Raw genomic sequence first — 15,661 nt, 5'->3', positions numbered from 1 at the left:
CTTATGAAAACTAAGGTAACGTTATGATTCCACTCAATACTTCGATTGTTTCCGGTGTCGCTATTTCAGAGATCGACGGACAAATGAAAATGCTATTAATGAAGCGTGTTAAAGGTGAGTTTTGGTGTCATGTCGCAGGCTCGATTGAAGCGGGAGAAACAGGCTGGCAGGCTATCGTGCGCGAGTTTGAAGAAGAGACCCAAATTAAAGTGGAAGCTTTGTATAACGCGCAGTTTCTGGAGCAGTTTTATGAGGCGCACGTGAATGTGATTCAGCTAATCCCCGTGTTTGCAGTGCTATGCTCGCCCAACCAAGTGATTGAACTGAATGATGAACACACAGACTACCGTTGGTGCAATTTAGAAGAGGCAAAAGCGTTAGCGCCGTTCCCTAACCAACATGCCGTCTATGTTCATATCTGGTCGTATTTTGTCGATAAGCCAGTCAATCCGCTTTACCGAGTGAAATTGAACTAATACTGGCTGTTTAAGATCTAGGACTTACCAAGGTAAGGGGTTAAAAAGGCGCTCACTTGCGCTTGGCATAACCCCACATCCACCTTCACGCCGTGCGATTCAAGGATGGCAACTCCACGACCATTATTACGAGGGTCTGGGTCTAGCATCGCCACGACTACGTGTTTTACACCTGCTTTAACCAATGTATTGGCGCAAGCGGGTGTTCTGCCGACAAACGAACATGGCTCTAAAGTTACGTAAGCGGTAACCCCTTCCATTGTTCCGTCCGTTTTGTCGTTATAGTTATTGAGTGCTTCAACCTCGGCGTGGTTTCCGCCGACTTTTTGCGTGTATCCAACAGACACCACCTTATCGTCTTTCACCAAAACACACCCTACTGGCGGGTTTGGTTGGCAATCAGGTAAGGCTTGGCGCGAAGCTTCGAGTGCTTGCAGCATGTATTGTTGGTTCATGGTCGTTACTCAGTATGACGAGAGAGCGTAGCAGCTAGTCGCCACGCGTGGTTGATGAGTTGGTTAATTACTAACTTAATAAGCTAATAAGTGGGGCATGTTCGATCTGATTGGACTTTTAGTCAATGGTTTTAGCGTTTGAATTCGACTGCTAGTTAACTGTGACTCATCGTTAACTTGGGCCACTGGGTTAGCCAACCTTTGGATTGCACTCTTTGATCAAAGATATCTCGGCTACGCTTTGGATTGGGTGTGATTTGCAAATCAAACAAACTCTCTAAGCCAAAGGCAGAAATACACTCGATGTTTCCATGGAGGCTTTGTTTCACGGCGACGGCGGTTTCTTTCTCTGGCCAATAACTCATCGCATCCAATGAGCCTTGGTAAGGTTCATCCCCATTTCTAGTGTGCATGTAGGCTTGATTGCGAACTTGCCAATTCAGTTCGGGTAACCGTTGTTTAAGCTGAGCCTCGTATCTAAGATCCGATTCGTAAGAGGTATCAATGGGATCAAAGTAGATCACATCAATATCATTGAATGGAGTCGGGGAGGCATAACCATGCTGGTGATCCCAAACGAGGTTTCTCACAAAGCCCGCAGCGACATAACACTGCGGCAAATCCAACTGAGCGACACAGTCTAAAACCTTAATTCGTAAGGGATCTTGTTTGATCAACGTGACGATGCGTTTGGCTAGCGGATGTATCATTATGATGTCGGAACATCAGTGACTTGGTAATGACGTGTCACGTTCTGGGAGATTTCACCCCATTCAGAGGCTTTTACTCGCTGTTGGTGCATTTCGAATGCTTCTCGGCTAGTGAATTCTTCATACACTTCAAAGCGATTAGGTTGAAGCGTGCTTTGACTGACTCGAAACACAATACAACCAGGTTCTTCTAGTGTCAGTTCTTTGTGCACAACCAAGGCATGTGTCACTGCTTCTAGGTCGTTGTCTGGCACTAGAATATGCCCTTGCAGAATTACTTTACTCATAATTACGTCCATTTAATTACGTCTATTTAATTTTGTCCACTACGGCTTTTTTCTATAAAAAGCTTTACCCGTTACAAACATAATCCCATTTTGATGTTGTGACGTATAGGCTAATGTGGCGATTAATTGTTCACATTGAATACATCGTTGGTTACAGCGTAACTTTAGGGGCGATGTGAGCAATAAAAAATAAGACGTTGGAACTAAATCCGCGTTGGTCCGGTCTATTAAATTAGTATCATTGAACTGTATTGATACTGAAATGAATTTGTCATCTGAGAGAACTAACCTTAATTTTGAAGAGCGGCTCATAGGATTGAATTGAGCCATAGTTGATATCTAGGTCATACTTTGATGTAAATGGTACTCAAAACTCTATAAATTTTGTGATTTGTATCATTGATCTGGACATCAAACACCGTTAGATTCGAATGGTTGGCAATAAAAATAGCTCATGAAGAGCAGTTAAAGAAAAGGAAATATCCCTTATGAAAAAAATGAGAAGAGCACAGCTTCATCGCGTTCGCATCCAATACTGGAAAGACACAGCGAAAGAAGCTTCAAAGAAATAAGCTTTAAATCGTAAAGCTTTAAGATAAAAAAAAGCTGAAAAGCTTAATCAAATGTAAAACGCAACAAATCGATTTCATTAGCACTCTCAAGGACCTTCATCTGGTCGGCGACTAAAGAAATCATCCCCCAAAGAGCTGACAGGCATTAACAACAATGCATTCAATGTCAGCTCATTAATACTTCCTCTTAGATTCTCTTGTTGCTTCACTCTATTACTCCTACTAAAACCCTTTTGTCCCTTTGTTCTTGTTACTCATTTCTGTATTGGCAAAGTCGTGATCAAAAAAAGCTCCCGATTTCTCAGAAGCTTTGATTTAGATTTTGATATCTGATGTGGTTAACTGCTCGGGAGAGATAACACCAACGTCAGGAGCGAATGCGTTAACGTTGGAAGAGCGTCTTCAAACTGACATCATCGGTTCGGTTCAGCTTTAGGCTCAGCAGATAGCCACCAACACCGATCAGTGCATAAATACCTAAAGATAAAATCGGCGCTTCTGCAATCGCACTTAATGGGTTGCTTGCTATGAGCACATTCATTGGCAATGACGCGATGAGAGATAGGAAGTCATTGATGCCATAGAACCCAAACACGGCGACAGAGAGGAACTTAATCGCATAGCTTGAGATGAAAATGACAAGCAGTGGAGAGTTTACCAGCTGCGAAATCGCTAGAGTGACGGTTGCCAGTGGCAATAAAACCAGTGCAACTAACATCATTCGTCCAAAAAACACGACCCAGTTGCTCAGCACATAAAACAGAGATTGCTGCTCAACCAATAGCGCCAGTTGTTGTTCACTTGAGACGTTCAATATCCAGAATAGAAAATCTGCGAACAGCACTAACAATGCACAGATAGCCGGAATAACCACTAAACCGAATCCTAGCTTCACGCCGTGAGTCATTGCGTTAGATACCGGCATACTTCTCCAAAACATCGAACTGCCTTCTTGGCGCTCTTTACGCAGCGTTTTAGGGATATATAGCGTCGACAGGATCAGTGAAATAAGGCCCGCGCCAAAGTAGATCACTGAGTTGAGATCTTGTGCGAACTCTCTGTGGATGTCGCTCACGTCACCGTTCACTTGCATTTCAAAGAAAAACTCATGTTGTGCTGCGCCATTAAAGAACAGACCAACGAACAGTAAGAAACCACATAACGCGACAAACAGAGGCAATCGAGTGTTAACTTTGTGCTCGATGAGTTCTTTTTCTAGCATGTAAAAACTTGGATGCATTATGCCTTCTCCATCTGTGTTGCAAGGAATAGATCTGCGAGACCAACGTTATAGATGTTACCCAGTGATTCAACCTGCGCTTTGTATTGACCTTCCAATAACCACTTAGTGGTGCCCAGGCCTGATTGCGAGGTCAGTGGGTTGAGTTTCTGTATCTCGCTTGAATGGTTATTTGCGACTTCGATAATGAAATAGTCATTTTCGATGTCTTCCATGCTCTTTTGCAGCACACAATGGCCTTGTTTTAAAATCAGAACATCCGTTAATAAATGTTCAATCTCTGAAACCTCATGGCTTGCAATGATCATGGCGCGTTCGCCGTCGTGGAACCACTCAAGTAGATGGCGATAAAAAGTATCGCGGTACAGTAAATCTAGGCCAAGTGTAGGCTCATCTAAGATCAACACTTGGGTGTCAGTCGCGATGATGATCGCAAGGTGAAGTTGTACCTTCATTCCCTTAGAAAGCTGCTTGATAGTCGAAGAGAGCTTGATGTTGGTGCTGCTTAGCGTCTGTTCTGCTTTTTGCTTGTTGAAGCTAGGGTGTACACCTTGGGTGTATCTAAGCAGTTGCTTAACGGTCATCCACTCGGGTAACACGTTAACATCTGAGATGTACGACAAGTGCAGCATGAGTTCTGCATGCTGGTGGATAGGGTGGTAGCCATTAACCTCTATCTCACCTTGATAGCTGTGTCCACCAAGCAGTGATTTGATCAGTGTCGATTTCCCTGCGCCATTATGGCCCAGCAATCCAAGCACTTGCCCCGGTTTTAACTCAAAGCTGATGTTCTCGACACCCACTTGATTTGAATAGGTTTTGGTTACGTTTTTCACGGAAAGTAACGTACTCATGACTTGTCCTTTATATGTTGTGCTAGCTGTTTCACGAGTTCTTCGACACTCATATCAATGATGCCTAGCGTCTCAGCGATGGCTGGGATCTGTGTGTTGATGAATGATTGGTGTGCAGACTCTTTCAATTTTTGAAGTGCCCCTTCGGCCACATACATGCCTTGGCCGCGTTTTTTCTCTACCAAGTCTTCATCCACCAGTAACTGATAGCTTTTCATGACAGTAAGGTGGTTGATCTTAAGATCGGCAGCAACCGCACGCACAGAGGGTAATGCTTGTTGCTCTAACCAAACACCTTGAAGAATTTGGTCACTGATCTTTGCGGCAAGTTGCCTAAAGATCGGTTGGTCGTCTTTCCATTCGGTCATAATTAAAACTGCATGGTGATATACATGTGTATAACACTAACCTTTTTATACGAATTGGCAAGGGTTTTATGAAAATGGATCGGATATTTTTATATTTAGATAAAGCACGTTTGGTGGGGAGGGCACTTGAAGCCTACATCCTTGTGGGCTCTCAAGCAGCTGTATAAGCGATGATTATTTGAATAGGGAATGGTTGCTGATCAAGATTTCTATTAGGCTGGGCCTATTGCTCCTTTGAGTCATTAGGCCGGCTATATAGGTAACCTTGATGTAAGTTGTAGCCTAACTGACACAAGATATATTGCTGCCTACGCGTCTCGACACCTTCATAAATCATTGTGATATTTGATAGGCGTCCAATCTCCGAGATATTGAGCAATACACCCTGATGATGCTCTCCTGACTCGATATCCTTAACAAAGCAACGATCCAGTTTTAGATAGGCCGGAGAGATAACATTGATGATTTCGATGTTGTTATTGCCCGTACCAAAGTCATCCAGAGCGATAGTGATACCAAGCTTTTTGATATCCTTAATGTTATCGATAACCTCACACCCATAGCCAATGTTCGAATATTCAGTAATCTCTACGACAAACTCATTCGCTTCCATCGCGGCTAAATGCTCTCTGAGCCTTGCGAAGTTCGACCCTACCAAAGCACTCGGACACACGTTGACACCATAGATCTCATGGCTGTTGTTTAACTTCGCTTTTCTGACTGTCTCGATGAGTAAAATAGTATGAAAGGTGAGTAAATTGGTGCGTCTCATGGTGTTGATGAAGCTTAAAACGCCAACGTTACGCACACGAGATAACAACTCGTAGTAGAGAACGCAGTTGTCTTCGGTGTTGATGATCGGCTCTTCTTCAAAGGAGATGTGTTTCCAACGAAACAGGTAGATCACGAAACCCAGAATATAGGAGCGATAAAGCAGGGTGGCGAGTATCAGAGAAAGCGCAATCCATAGTGCAACAATGTCGTCACTGTAGAAGGTGATGGTTGCACCCGTTGGTAGGGAGGTTTGATAGATAGATTTACTCTCTTCGCCAAGGTTTAAGATGTGGTAACCATTCTTCTGGATGGAAATCGAATCGACTAATAGAGGCAATAGTGAGTTCTTGTATCGAGCTTCGATAGATCGTTTAGATATTCGAGCAACCATCTCAATGTCGTGCTCGGTATCCATGAAGCGTGAATAGGCAAAGTCAGCACTATCGTAGAAGTCGTCTAATTGATTGAGCTCTATCATCTTAGAACGTGTTTTAGAGATATAGCAGGAGTCATAAGGTGTGGTCATGACGACAGAATCAAGGTTGAGCGAGTGCCTTAGCGAGTGCACAGCCCCGTGGCTATCGCAACCGTAGTCCATGACTTCTGCGGCAATGTGTTTGGTGTTCTCACTGTATTCATTCGCAATCTTCGTCGTATAAAGGATTTGGGAAAAGTAGACAACGAAGAGGAAAAAGGAAGAGATGGTGAACACGGCTATCAGAGCCTTAATCAGCTCTCGATGATAGGTGTTGAACATCAGTTTCAACATCTCGAACTGGCTGGGCTTGAACTGGTTGATGTCGTACTTAGGTGCGATACGGTTGGTTGAGCTTTTATCGAGATCGATAAAGTAACCTACCTTATAAAGGTTAGAGATAAGTTCGCTATTATTATCTACCTTCGCTTTCTTACATAAGCTTCGATATTTCTTTCTTATAGAAGCAATAATATTTTTTAACGCGTATAAGCTAAACTCTTCGTCAAAGTGTAATTTAAAAGATTCTTCAACATCTCGTGCAGATTGAGGGTTTGATATTGACGAGTGTTCAATAAGGTATTTGAAAACAAAACTCTCTTTACTATTAAGAGTTTCCTCTGATATCTTATTACTGTCTCTTTTTATGTATATTTTTTCTTCATTGTAGATTAGTTGCAAGCTCTCATTATTGTTATTTATATTGAAAGAACAGTGCATAGCTTAACTCCTAAGCGATAGTTATTATATTTGTGTGATGGATATGTGATGGCTGGGATTTTCATTCAACACAAGAGTTCGATCTAAATAATATAACCAAAATGTCACCATTTTATCTCAAGATGTTGATACTAATCGCAGAATTTGGGCTTTAATGAAAGGTTATGGAGATGTTCACCCAAAAGTTGAATTTATAAATGAAAGCCAATGATTTACAAGGGGTAAGGGGGATTTATCCATTTGTTTTGGTATTTATCCATTTCACAGCTTCTACGCGGTAGGTTTAGCGACTGGATTTAGAGGTTTCTAATGTAGCTTCTGATGGTATTCATTCGGTTTATCGATGCGTGAGATTTATCAGAATTTTTCATGATAAAATTAAATTATGTCATTTTATGTGATATTAATATAATTTATGTGGCGTATTGTTTTGGTGATTTAATTAAAGTAATCAATGATAGAAATAATTATATTTGTTGAATGATTGACTTTAATTTATTCTGTTACGAAATTTAAATAATTAAACTTTAAGGTGGGATATTTAAAATAGGGAAAGGATGATTTTTATCATGATGTGTTGATTAAATAATTTTAATTGAATTATTATTGACATATGTATCAAATATGTGTCTATGTAAATATTAATCGGCTAGTGATGAAAATAAGATATGAATGAGGTTGGTGTTATACCATGAGCACTGCCTAAAAGTATAAGCAGCAACAAGTTAGATCAATTAGTGTTATTTTTGAGCAAATGTTAGCGTAACCACATGATATTCAAAGATCTGTTGCGGTGGCTTTGTGTTAACTATGGAAGCGTGCAATCGTTGAGTATTTAACATGCACCATCAAGCACCACGATCTGTGGTTCTTTTTCTGGCTGATAAAGCACCTGACAAAAGTCTCCTTCTGGCGAATAGGTGTAGTTTTCGGTGTCGAAAGAGATGGCGGCTACTCTTTCTGCATTGCTGCCAGAGTCTACTTCTTTGTTGATGACATGAAGCTCTGTTGCGTCGATATTGAGCAGTCTTCTTAGTGAGTCAACATAGGCGATTGGGTAACCATGACAAACGTAGTAGGTCTCAATTTCCGTCTTTTCAACATAGTTGCACTCATCCTCAACGCCAGCAATCGCTGACTTCGCGTAGATCATATCGATACCCGTGCGAAGGTTACCAGCCACATCATGTATTTTACTCGCCCGAGCACTTCCTTGAACGTCTAAGAACTTGACCATAGCTGTCGCCGAAACGATCGCTAAAATTAATACAGAGATGATGAGTTCTAAAAGAGTGAAGCCGTTTTGTCTGTTCATGGTTACCGATTATTTGCTCTGCTAAAGGGACGGAATGAGGGTAATCTAAATACCAAAGTCATTACAGTTAGTGGGTATAATGGTTTGGTGTTTTATTGTGTGAATTTCTAAGTAATTTTCTTTATAAACAATAGCTTAATTATTTCCTCTTACTGTTAAACGCTATGTAAGCATACGTAAGCGTACACACCCACAGCAGCCGATTGTTTAGGAAGCATTCAAACGACTTAATTTATTGATAAATAAGTCTTTAATTGTAGGATTGTCGACCATTCAAAAACTGACTTTCGACTTCATTTGAGGGAATTGGTTTACTAAATAAAAATCCCTGAAGATACTGGTATCCACAATCGATTAAGAACGCTTTTTGCGTTTCGGTTTCGACACCTTCAGCAACCACTTTTAGCCCCAATTTTTCACAGATAGCATGGGTGGCTTGGACAATCGCTTTGCTCCCTTTGTGTGAACCGTGTACGAAGCTTTTATCGAGTTTCACGGTGCTAATCGGTAAGTCATGCAACATCGACAGTGACGAGTAGCCTGTGCCAAAGTCATCAAGGTGAAGCTCTACGCCCAATTTAGAAATATCGCTTAACGCTTGCCTGACTTCACCATGCTTGAAGATCATGGAAGATTCGGTGATCTCAAGGGCGATGCTTTGAGGTTGGATATTGTAGAAGTTCAACATTGCTAATAGCTGCTCGGCAAAGGTCGCGTGCATCTGAATACTCGAAATATTGATACTCATCATCAACTCACTATCAAACTCACGTTGCCATATCGATAGCTGTTTGAGTGCAGAGTTCAGAACCCATTTCCCGAGCGGTACAATCTGCCCCGTCTCCTCCGCTAAGCTAATAAACTCATCAGGGCCTATGTTACCTAGCTCTTTGTCTGACCATCGAAGCAAGGCTTCAAACCCTTTCACCTTGTCGCTGTTGGTGTTCATGATCGGTTGATAGTGAAGGTTGAGATCGTCGTTTTCTATGGCGCGTGCCAGTCGATGGCGGATCTCTACTTTGCGATGCAGGGTTTGTGCTAAGTCTGGGGTAAACGTTTGGAAGCGGTTTCGACCATTCGCTTTTGCAAGATGCATCGCCATACCCGCTTGCTTTAGCAATGTTTCTTGGTCAACCGCGTTATCAGGGAAATGCGCGGTACCTATGCTGCAACCGACAGATAAACTGCCGATGCCTCTGATATGGAAACTTCGGTTTAAGGCATCAATGATGCGAGAGCAAAGTAGTGGGATATTTTGATTTCGGCAGGTGTGGGCAATCACAATGAATTCGTCGCCACCAAATCGCCCTATCATGCATTTCTCATCAACCAACTGTTTAAGGCGTTCACCAACCTGTTTGAGTAGTTGGTCTCCGACAGTGTGCCCATAAGTGTCATTAACTAATTTGAAGCCATCAAGGTCGACAAACATCAATTCAAACGGTGAGCGATAGGCAATGCTGGTTTCTAGAAGGTTGCTGATCCCACGGCGATTATAAAGCTCCGTTAAACAGTCGTGTTCTGCGTTGTATCTGGTTTTTATCAGCTTCTCTTTTTGCTTTGTTGTACAGGTTAGGTTTAGCAGCAGTTCGCTTTTATCAAAGAGCCACTTTCCTTGCACATCAAAATGGTGTGCTCTGAAGGAGGAAACCTTGATAAACCAAGGCGCACCGGTTGTTGGTTCTCTATTCTGTAAACGTGCATGTACAAAAGTGATTACTATGTTTTGCGTACGGTAAAGTTAAGGCTCTGATTCCAATATTGATGATCTATGACCAGTATATATACTGCCTTCGCTTTTAATAAATACTGGTGATAGGAATGTCGAAAACCAAAGTGCTCATTGTTGAAGATGACCAAGAGATAGCTCGTCTAACGACGCTTTACCTCGAAGCTGAAGGTTACAATGTTAGCGTTGTTCATGAAGGGAACTTGGCACTTGAAGCGATCCGTAGTATTGAACCTGATTTAGTGCTGTTGGACTTGATGCTTCCAGGGATGAGCGGCGCGCAAATTTGCCGTCAAGCCCGTGAGTTTTACAATGGAATGATTTTAGTGCTAACGGCTTCCGCCGATGAAATGAGCGAGGTCAGCTTGTTTAAATTTGGTGCGGACGATTACGTTGCCAAACCGATTCGTGGCCATGCCTTGTTAGCGCGAATTGAAGCGTTATTGCGTCGAGCGACTCCCGTAAAAACTGCGCAAGAAACTACGGCTGAAAAACAGTGCGATATTGTAATCAACAGCTCTGCTCAAAGTGCCACGCTCTACGGCCAAAACCTCAAGCTTACTTCTGCTGAATTTGAAATCTTAAACCTTCTCGTTAATAACATCTGTCAGGTCGTGACTCGAGACCAGTGCTGTCAGTTATTTAGAGGGATAGATTACGCGTTCAACGACCGCTCGATTGATATGCGCGTGTCTGGGTTACGCCGAAAGCTGCGCATTCACGCAAAAGACAAACAGTTGATTCGTACGGTTCGCAACAAGGGGTACATGCTGGTTGCGTAAGTTCATTGCTACGAAGCTTCGCTCGGTTTCGATGTTTGCTCGCTTATACCTTGGGATTGTGACTGGGATGTCGGCAACGATATTTTTGTTCTTGAACCTTGGTGAGGGGTACATGCGACGCACCGAGATCGAAACCTTCCTCAATGATGGCATCTACTTTGCGGAGCAGTATGTTCGTCAACACAATCAAGAAAACTCACTCTATAAAGAGCTCGATAGAACAGGCTACCAACAATTTTATATCTTCAATTTACGCCTGTTGGAGAATTGGTCGGGCGAGGCGCCTTGCCAACAATGTGAGTTATACACAACCTTAAACGGTGTGCCGATATATCTAAGTGATGACAACCTCTATTCGACCGTGTTTCAGCTACCAAACTCTAAATTCAGTTTTGGGTTCAGTGAGGTAGGGGACTTTTTCTCTCCTGACATTGAATGGTACGAAGACTCAGAACGACACTTTTTGTTAGGGCTGTTGTTGGCTGTGATTGTGGCGATTGGAGCAAGTGTTTACTTACCTGTGAGGCGTTTTCAAGAAAGAATAGAGTTGCTCGTCGAGAAGCAGAAACAGTTTGGTAAGGGCAAGCTTAGTACTCGATCTGACATGGACGACATCCATCCTGTTTCTGATTTGGCCAGCAGTTTTAACTTCATGGCTGAAGAGATCGAAAGCAAAGTAAAACAAAGTCATATTTTCGCTCAAGCTATCCCACACGAAGTACGAACTCCGCTAAGTCGTATTCAACTGGCGACCGATATCCTAAGAAGGGGAGCCCCCGATAATCATCAGGTTCTTTTCGATGACATTGATACCTACATTGAGGATATCAACGAGCTCACGTCAGAAATCATCATGCTGTCGAAGTTGAATGTCATGGATAACTCTTTCTTTGAGCTCGTTAAAGTGACCTCCGATCTTCGTGAGTATTGCCTAGACCGAATTCGTTACTCGAAACTAGACAATGCCACCTTTGAATCTAAGGTACAGCTAGAGTGCAAGATTAAGTGTGATTGCTCAATGGCACGCTTGGTGTTCGATAACGTTCTCAAGAATGCGGGTAATTACACACAAGACAAAGTGTGGATGACGCTGGATGAGAACTCAGAAAACTGGCTGGTGGTGATTGAAGACAATGGTTCTGGAATACCAGAGAATAGGCGTGATGAGGTATTCCTTCCGTTCTCTCGACTAGACTCAAGCAGAACGTCGACCAACGGTGGATTGGGGTTGGGCCTCGCGATTGCTCTATCGGCGGCTAAAAAACTTTCTTGGGATATCAAAATCGACGACAGCAACCATGGTGGTGCCAAGTTCAGTATCGTGATTCCTAAGATCGCATAAACTGTAGCTTTAAGAACTCTTCAGGCTCGTCAAATAACAAAGCCACGGATTAATACCGTGGCTTTTTCATATTCCGATTTACAAGCTAGTGACTTCTTAGTACTACTGCTTAGAGCTTAGAGCTTAGAGCTTAGAGCTTAGAGCGATGAAGGCCATAAATAGCGTGGTCAATGATGCGACCATTCAAGTTTTCGTTACGCGTGATGATACCTTCTAACGTGAAATGTAAGCGCTCACAAACCTTACGGCTGCTTTGGTTACCGGTTGCGGCTGATATCTCTACCTTTTCCATATCTAACTCATTGAAAGCAATATCAATCAGCTTCTGGACAACGCGCGTCACAATCCCCTTTCCTTGGTATGTCTCAGATAACCAATAACCTATCGTCACCTTTTGCTTATCATGATCAATAGTATTGAAACTGCAGTTACCGACGACCTTGTCTTGATACACGATCGCACAGGTCATGCTTTTCCCTTCCGCATAATCGTGTAGCGAGCGTTGGATGAAGATCCTAAAGTCTTGCTCGGTTTTACAATGTGGCGGCCACACGAGCCATTGACTTAGGTACTCATTCTGGCTTTGTGAGATTTCCGCGTAGTGAGAAGCGAAGCTCTCTTCAACCAATGCGATGGAGAGTTCGTTGTCGATAACCGTTTTAAACATGTCTTTCCTTTTCTTATGGCTGCTTATTTAAGCGAATCTTAGTCGGCAGGCTATAATGTCGCATGATTTTTAATATGCAACCATTTGTAGCACGGATTTTTCGTGATACGTTGGTTCTATCACGAAACTCATTAAACCTTACAATAGTTGTGTATATAATCATTAGCTATGCATTAGTATTAGCGGCCTAAATATATAAAAAATATAAAAATGCTAGGCTTAAATAATGAATCAACATTGCCAGGACGTGACCGTGGACTTAAGGAAGGCTCTATTCGGTATTGCTAAGGCGCTTGATAACGTCGGTTTCGAAAGTAAAAATCATGGACAGAGAGTGGGCTATATCGCGTATCGATGTGCTCTGAGTGTGGGGTGGGAAGAAGAGCAAGCGCAGCTCGCGTTTTCGTTAGGCTTGATTCACGACTGTGGTGTCTCGCAAATTGATGAACAGCTCAGTTTAACGTCTGGGTTTGTACCTGACTCAAGCTATCACCATTGTCAAAAGGGCTACCAAATCTTAAAAGAGTGCCCAGTTCTTTCTATATTTGCTAAGCCGGTTCTTTATCACCATACTCCGTGGTCTGAGCTAAGGGCTATTCATATCAGCGAGTTAGAAAGAGAACTAGCTGCCATCGTGATGCTTGCCGATAGAGTCGATTATCTATACGGCATAACCTCTTCTGATCGTTATGGAAACCTAACACCAGATGGCAAAGCGAGCATCATTGAACGTTTGACTGAACAAGCGGATGAGATGTTCGAAACCAACCTTGTGCAACACATGTGCGAGTTGGTTGATTTGGATGACTTCTGGTTTTCTATGGAGATTCCATACATCGAGAACATGAGGGATAACTTTGAACCTGTGCCATTTTTCTCCCAGCAAATGTCGCTGGATGAGACGGTGGCCTTTGCCGAGTTTATCGCCAATGTTGTTGATACCAAAAGTTCGTTTACCTTTAAGCACTCTTTAAAGGTTGGGCAGCTTTCAGAATACCTCGCCAAACAGCTGGGTTATTCCTACACCACTCAGCGCAAACTCTATCTGGCTGGGTTAGTCCATGATATCGGTAAACTGCAAACCCCTAATGACATTCTGCATAAGCCGGATTTACTCACTGAAGAAGAGTATTGCTGTATTAAACGCCATGCAACGGACACTCGATTCGCATTGCAGGAGTTGTTCAGTTCACCTCAGGTTTGTCAGTGGGCATCTAATCACCATGAAAGGTTAGATGGTTCGGGTTACCCAATGGGAAAAACGGCGGAAGAGTTGGATCAACCCAGTCGAATTGTTGCTGTGGTGGATGTGTTTCAAGCGCTAACTCAGTCTCGACCTTATCGTGGAGGCATGACGTTAGAAGAGACTCTCGCTATTTTGAGGGACCACGTTGATAACTTTAAGTTGGATCGAGAAGTGTTTGAGTGCCTTAATAAACACGCGCAATATTGCTTTGAATTATCGACAGACAAACGAATGTACGCGTTTTAACGCCACTGAATGCTTTCGAGGTGTGACGCCTAAATTCATACTCGGTCGAAATGACTAAACACCAGAAACAGAAAAGCGATAGCCGAGGCTATCGCTTTTTTCATGGGGGCTTATCAGGATCTTTATATCGAGATTAGTATCGTTTTAAGATCTCGATGATCGCTTGCTCAGTTTCCGCTGCGATGATGGCATCGATGTCATCATCATTTTGGAACAACTCTGATAGCGCCATAATCGTATGGATGTGGCTATCTGAGTCCATCGCTGCCAGAGTAATCGAAAGGTAAACGTCACCGTTGTCTTCTGACTCTAAATCAACACCCTTTTTGAATACCGTTACTTGCAGTGATGCTTCGTTCACACCATCTTCAGGGCGAGCATGAGGCATCGCAATTTTTGGTGCCAGAACATAGTACGCGCCGATGTCCTTGTGCTTTTGCTTGATAGCTTGAACATAATCTGTTCATTTCATAACGTTCCGTTACAAACCCTTGTTATTGACTGATGACTCAATAAATTTAACCCGATGTGTGAGCGAATTTATATAAATAACAATTATGTAAAATATTGATTTTATGAATGTTTACTCATTAAGTCGATTTTTGTTAGAACAGCCTATTCAAAACAATAAGATAGGTAAATCTATGAAAAAACTCGTCAGTTTACTGCTCGCTGCAGTATCGTTAGGGCTTTCTGGTTGTGCAACGGTATTAACAGCAGAACAAAGTGCGCCTCAACTCAATGAAGTTCCACAGGAAAAAGCGTTGACCGTCGCTGTAATCGATAAGAGACCATACGTTCTCGATCATGATAAAGAGCCAAAATTTGAGGGAATTATTCGCAGTTCGTTAGGTATTCCTTATACCTACAACACGGCGACACAGCAGCCAATGTCTCAATTTTTGACTGACAGATTGGTCGCAGGCTTGAAAAAACAGCAAGTAGCTGTTGAGTCGGTTGAGACGACGCCTGAAGAGGATATCACCAAGGTTGCTGAGCAGATGAAAGCATTCGACAACAAATCGATGATGTTTGTCTTGAATGAGTGGAAGTATGACTTCCACGCATTTACGGATAACTCTTGGTACAACGTTAATGTGATTATCTATGATGAAGCTGGTAATAAGCTACTCAGCAAAAATTTCCAAGGCGAGAATGATGTACCTGATGGTGGTGCAATCATCAATGAGATGCAACTGATCTACAAACAGCGTTTTGAAGAGATATTCCGAGATGCTGAAGTGAAAAGTGCCCTGCTAAACTAGTTATTCCCACTTTGATCTCATATTTTGAAAAAGCCACACTCTGTGGCTTTTTGTTTTAATGATGTTTTTTTTTGCATTATTTCTTGCTGGGAAAATGAATTATTGCGAGAAGTAGTTCGATTTGTACGCTTTATGACC

The 15,661-nt window shown here is 42.5% G+C and carries 14 protein-coding genes and 2 pseudogenes; 5 read left to right on the top strand and 11 right to left on the bottom strand.

All coding sequences use genetic code 11. The annotated features are described in order from the left end of the window. Positions 1-23 precede the first annotated feature (23 nt). Positions 24-476, top strand: a complete 453-nt coding sequence (locus AB4249_RS12305) for an NUDIX pyrophosphatase (protein ID WP_372103354.1) — start codon at positions 24-26, stop codon at positions 474-476. A gap of 17 nt (positions 477-493) precedes the next feature. On the opposite strand, the gene AB4249_RS12300 is transcribed toward AB4249_RS12305, so the two are convergent. The 9 genes and pseudogenes from AB4249_RS12300 to AB4249_RS12260 all read right to left on the bottom strand — a co-directional run. After that, positions 494-931, bottom strand: coding sequence for a bifunctional diaminohydroxyphosphoribosylaminopyrimidine deaminase/5-amino-6-(5-phosphoribosylamino)uracil reductase RibD (locus AB4249_RS12300; protein ID WP_102428769.1), 438 nt, complete (start codon positions 929-931; stop codon positions 494-496). 155 nt (positions 932-1,086) lie between these two features. After that, the gene (locus tag AB4249_RS12295) at positions 1,087-1,641 is read right to left on the bottom strand and encodes a nucleotidyltransferase family protein (protein ID WP_372103351.1); all 555 of its coding nucleotides are present in this window, start codon (positions 1,639-1,641) and stop codon (positions 1,087-1,089) included. Beyond that, positions 1,641-1,928 carry a putative quinol monooxygenase gene (locus AB4249_RS12290; protein WP_017060584.1) on the bottom strand — a complete coding sequence of 96 codons (288 nt, stop codon included), beginning with the start codon at positions 1,926-1,928 and terminating at the stop codon, positions 1,641-1,643. The genes AB4249_RS12295 and AB4249_RS12290 overlap by 1 nt, the downstream gene beginning before the upstream one ends. Before the next feature lie 954 nt (positions 1,929-2,882). Continuing rightward, on the bottom strand, positions 2,883-3,740 hold the full coding sequence (locus AB4249_RS12285; RefSeq protein WP_017083226.1) for a hypothetical protein: 858 nt from the start codon (positions 3,738-3,740) through the stop codon (positions 2,883-2,885). Further along, positions 3,740-4,594, bottom strand: a complete 855-nt coding sequence (locus AB4249_RS12280; protein ID WP_372103348.1) for an ABC transporter ATP-binding protein — start codon at positions 4,592-4,594, stop codon at positions 3,740-3,742. The genes AB4249_RS12285 and AB4249_RS12280 overlap by 1 nt, the downstream gene beginning before the upstream one ends. Further along, entirely contained in the window at positions 4,591-4,962 is a 372-nt protein-coding gene (locus AB4249_RS12275) for a GntR family transcriptional regulator (protein ID WP_004729948.1), read from the bottom strand. The genes AB4249_RS12280 and AB4249_RS12275 overlap by 4 nt, the downstream gene beginning before the upstream one ends. A 223-nt stretch (positions 4,963-5,185) precedes the next feature. After that, on the bottom strand, positions 5,186-6,931 hold the full coding sequence (locus tag AB4249_RS12270) for an EAL domain-containing protein (protein WP_017066680.1): 1,746 nt from the start codon (positions 6,929-6,931) through the stop codon (positions 5,186-5,188). Positions 6,932-7,766: 835 nt separating this feature from the next. Beyond that, positions 7,767-8,246: a type II secretion system protein gene (locus AB4249_RS12265; protein ID WP_017060589.1), complete on the bottom strand. Its 480-nt coding sequence runs from the start codon at positions 8,244-8,246 to the stop codon at positions 7,767-7,769. 250 nt (positions 8,247-8,496) lie between these two features. Further along, positions 8,497-9,885 (bottom strand): annotated as a pseudogene (locus AB4249_RS12260) (putative bifunctional diguanylate cyclase/phosphodiesterase); the annotation flags it as partial. A gap of 182 nt (positions 9,886-10,067) precedes the next feature. Between AB4249_RS12260 and AB4249_RS12255 the strand changes: the two are divergent. Then, on the top strand, positions 10,068-10,757 hold the full coding sequence (locus AB4249_RS12255) for a response regulator transcription factor (RefSeq protein WP_017060591.1): 690 nt from the start codon (positions 10,068-10,070) through the stop codon (positions 10,755-10,757). Then, positions 10,750-12,099: a sensor histidine kinase KdpD gene (locus AB4249_RS12250; protein ID WP_017064877.1), complete on the top strand. Its 1,350-nt coding sequence runs from the start codon at positions 10,750-10,752 to the stop codon at positions 12,097-12,099. The genes AB4249_RS12255 and AB4249_RS12250 overlap by 8 nt, the downstream gene beginning before the upstream one ends. 130 nt (positions 12,100-12,229) lie before the next feature. Here the strand turns inward: AB4249_RS12250 and AB4249_RS12245 are convergent, their stop codons facing one another. Beyond that, entirely contained in the window at positions 12,230-12,766 is a 537-nt protein-coding gene (locus AB4249_RS12245) for a GNAT family N-acetyltransferase (RefSeq protein ID WP_017064876.1), read from the bottom strand. A gap of 226 nt (positions 12,767-12,992) precedes the next feature. On the opposite strand from AB4249_RS12245, the gene AB4249_RS12240 reads away from it, so the two are divergent. Beyond that, on the top strand, positions 12,993-14,258 hold the full coding sequence (locus AB4249_RS12240) for an HD-GYP domain-containing protein (RefSeq protein ID WP_029235617.1): 1,266 nt from the start codon (positions 12,993-12,995) through the stop codon (positions 14,256-14,258). Positions 14,259-14,391: 133 nt separating this feature from the next. Here the strand turns inward: AB4249_RS12240 and AB4249_RS12235 are convergent. Further along, positions 14,392-14,715, bottom strand: a pseudogene (locus AB4249_RS12235) (PTS sugar transporter subunit IIA); the annotation flags it as partial. 187 nt (positions 14,716-14,902) lie between these two features. On the opposite strand from AB4249_RS12235, the gene AB4249_RS12230 reads away from it, so the two are divergent. Beyond that, positions 14,903-15,523 carry a hypothetical protein gene (locus tag AB4249_RS12230; RefSeq protein WP_017060596.1) on the top strand — a complete coding sequence of 207 codons (621 nt, stop codon included), beginning with the start codon at positions 14,903-14,905 and terminating at the stop codon, positions 15,521-15,523. The last annotated feature ends 138 nt before the right edge of the window (positions 15,524-15,661 follow it).

Origin of the sequence: Vibrio sp. 10N.261.55.F4 (assembly GCF_041470465.1) — a bacterium.
Classification (GTDB): Bacteria; Pseudomonadota; Gammaproteobacteria; order Enterobacterales; family Vibrionaceae; genus Vibrio; species Vibrio crassostreae_C.
Note: the sequence above shows the minus strand (reverse complement) of the source record. Positions and strands in the feature narration are given on the sequence as shown.

What these genes read in the sequence shown, in the direction of transcription:
- AB4249_RS12265 (WP_017060589.1), bottom strand. Translation starts at nt 8,246, where the DNA reads ATGAACAGACAAAACGGCTTCACTCTTTTAGAACTCATCATCTCTGTA.
- AB4249_RS12280 (WP_372103348.1), bottom strand. Translation starts at nt 4,594, where the DNA reads ATGAGTACGTTACTTTCCGTGAAAAACGTAACCAAAACCTATTCAAAT.
- AB4249_RS12275 (WP_004729948.1), bottom strand. Translation starts at nt 4,962, where the DNA reads ATGACCGAATGGAAAGACGACCAACCGATCTTTAGGCAACTTGCCGCA.
- AB4249_RS12305 (WP_372103354.1), top strand. Translation starts at nt 24, where the DNA reads ATGATTCCACTCAATACTTCGATTGTTTCCGGTGTCGCTATTTCAGAG.
- AB4249_RS12245 (WP_017064876.1), bottom strand. Translation starts at nt 12,766, where the DNA reads ATGTTTAAAACGGTTATCGACAACGAACTCTCCATCGCATTGGTTGAA.
- AB4249_RS12270 (WP_017066680.1), bottom strand. Translation starts at nt 6,931, where the DNA reads ATGCACTGTTCTTTCAATATAAATAACAATAATGAGAGCTTGCAACTA.
- AB4249_RS12240 (WP_029235617.1), top strand. Translation starts at nt 12,993, where the DNA reads ATGAATCAACATTGCCAGGACGTGACCGTGGACTTAAGGAAGGCTCTA.
- AB4249_RS12285 (WP_017083226.1), bottom strand. Translation starts at nt 3,740, where the DNA reads ATGCATCCAAGTTTTTACATGCTAGAAAAAGAACTCATCGAGCACAAA.
- AB4249_RS12290 (WP_017060584.1), bottom strand. Translation starts at nt 1,928, where the DNA reads ATGAGTAAAGTAATTCTGCAAGGGCATATTCTAGTGCCAGACAACGAC.
- AB4249_RS12255 (WP_017060591.1), top strand. Translation starts at nt 10,068, where the DNA reads ATGTCGAAAACCAAAGTGCTCATTGTTGAAGATGACCAAGAGATAGCT.
- AB4249_RS12230 (WP_017060596.1), top strand. Translation starts at nt 14,903, where the DNA reads ATGAAAAAACTCGTCAGTTTACTGCTCGCTGCAGTATCGTTAGGGCTT.
- AB4249_RS12295 (WP_372103351.1), bottom strand. Translation starts at nt 1,641, where the DNA reads ATGATACATCCGCTAGCCAAACGCATCGTCACGTTGATCAAACAAGAT.
- AB4249_RS12300 (WP_102428769.1), bottom strand. Translation starts at nt 931, where the DNA reads ATGAACCAACAATACATGCTGCAAGCACTCGAAGCTTCGCGCCAAGCC.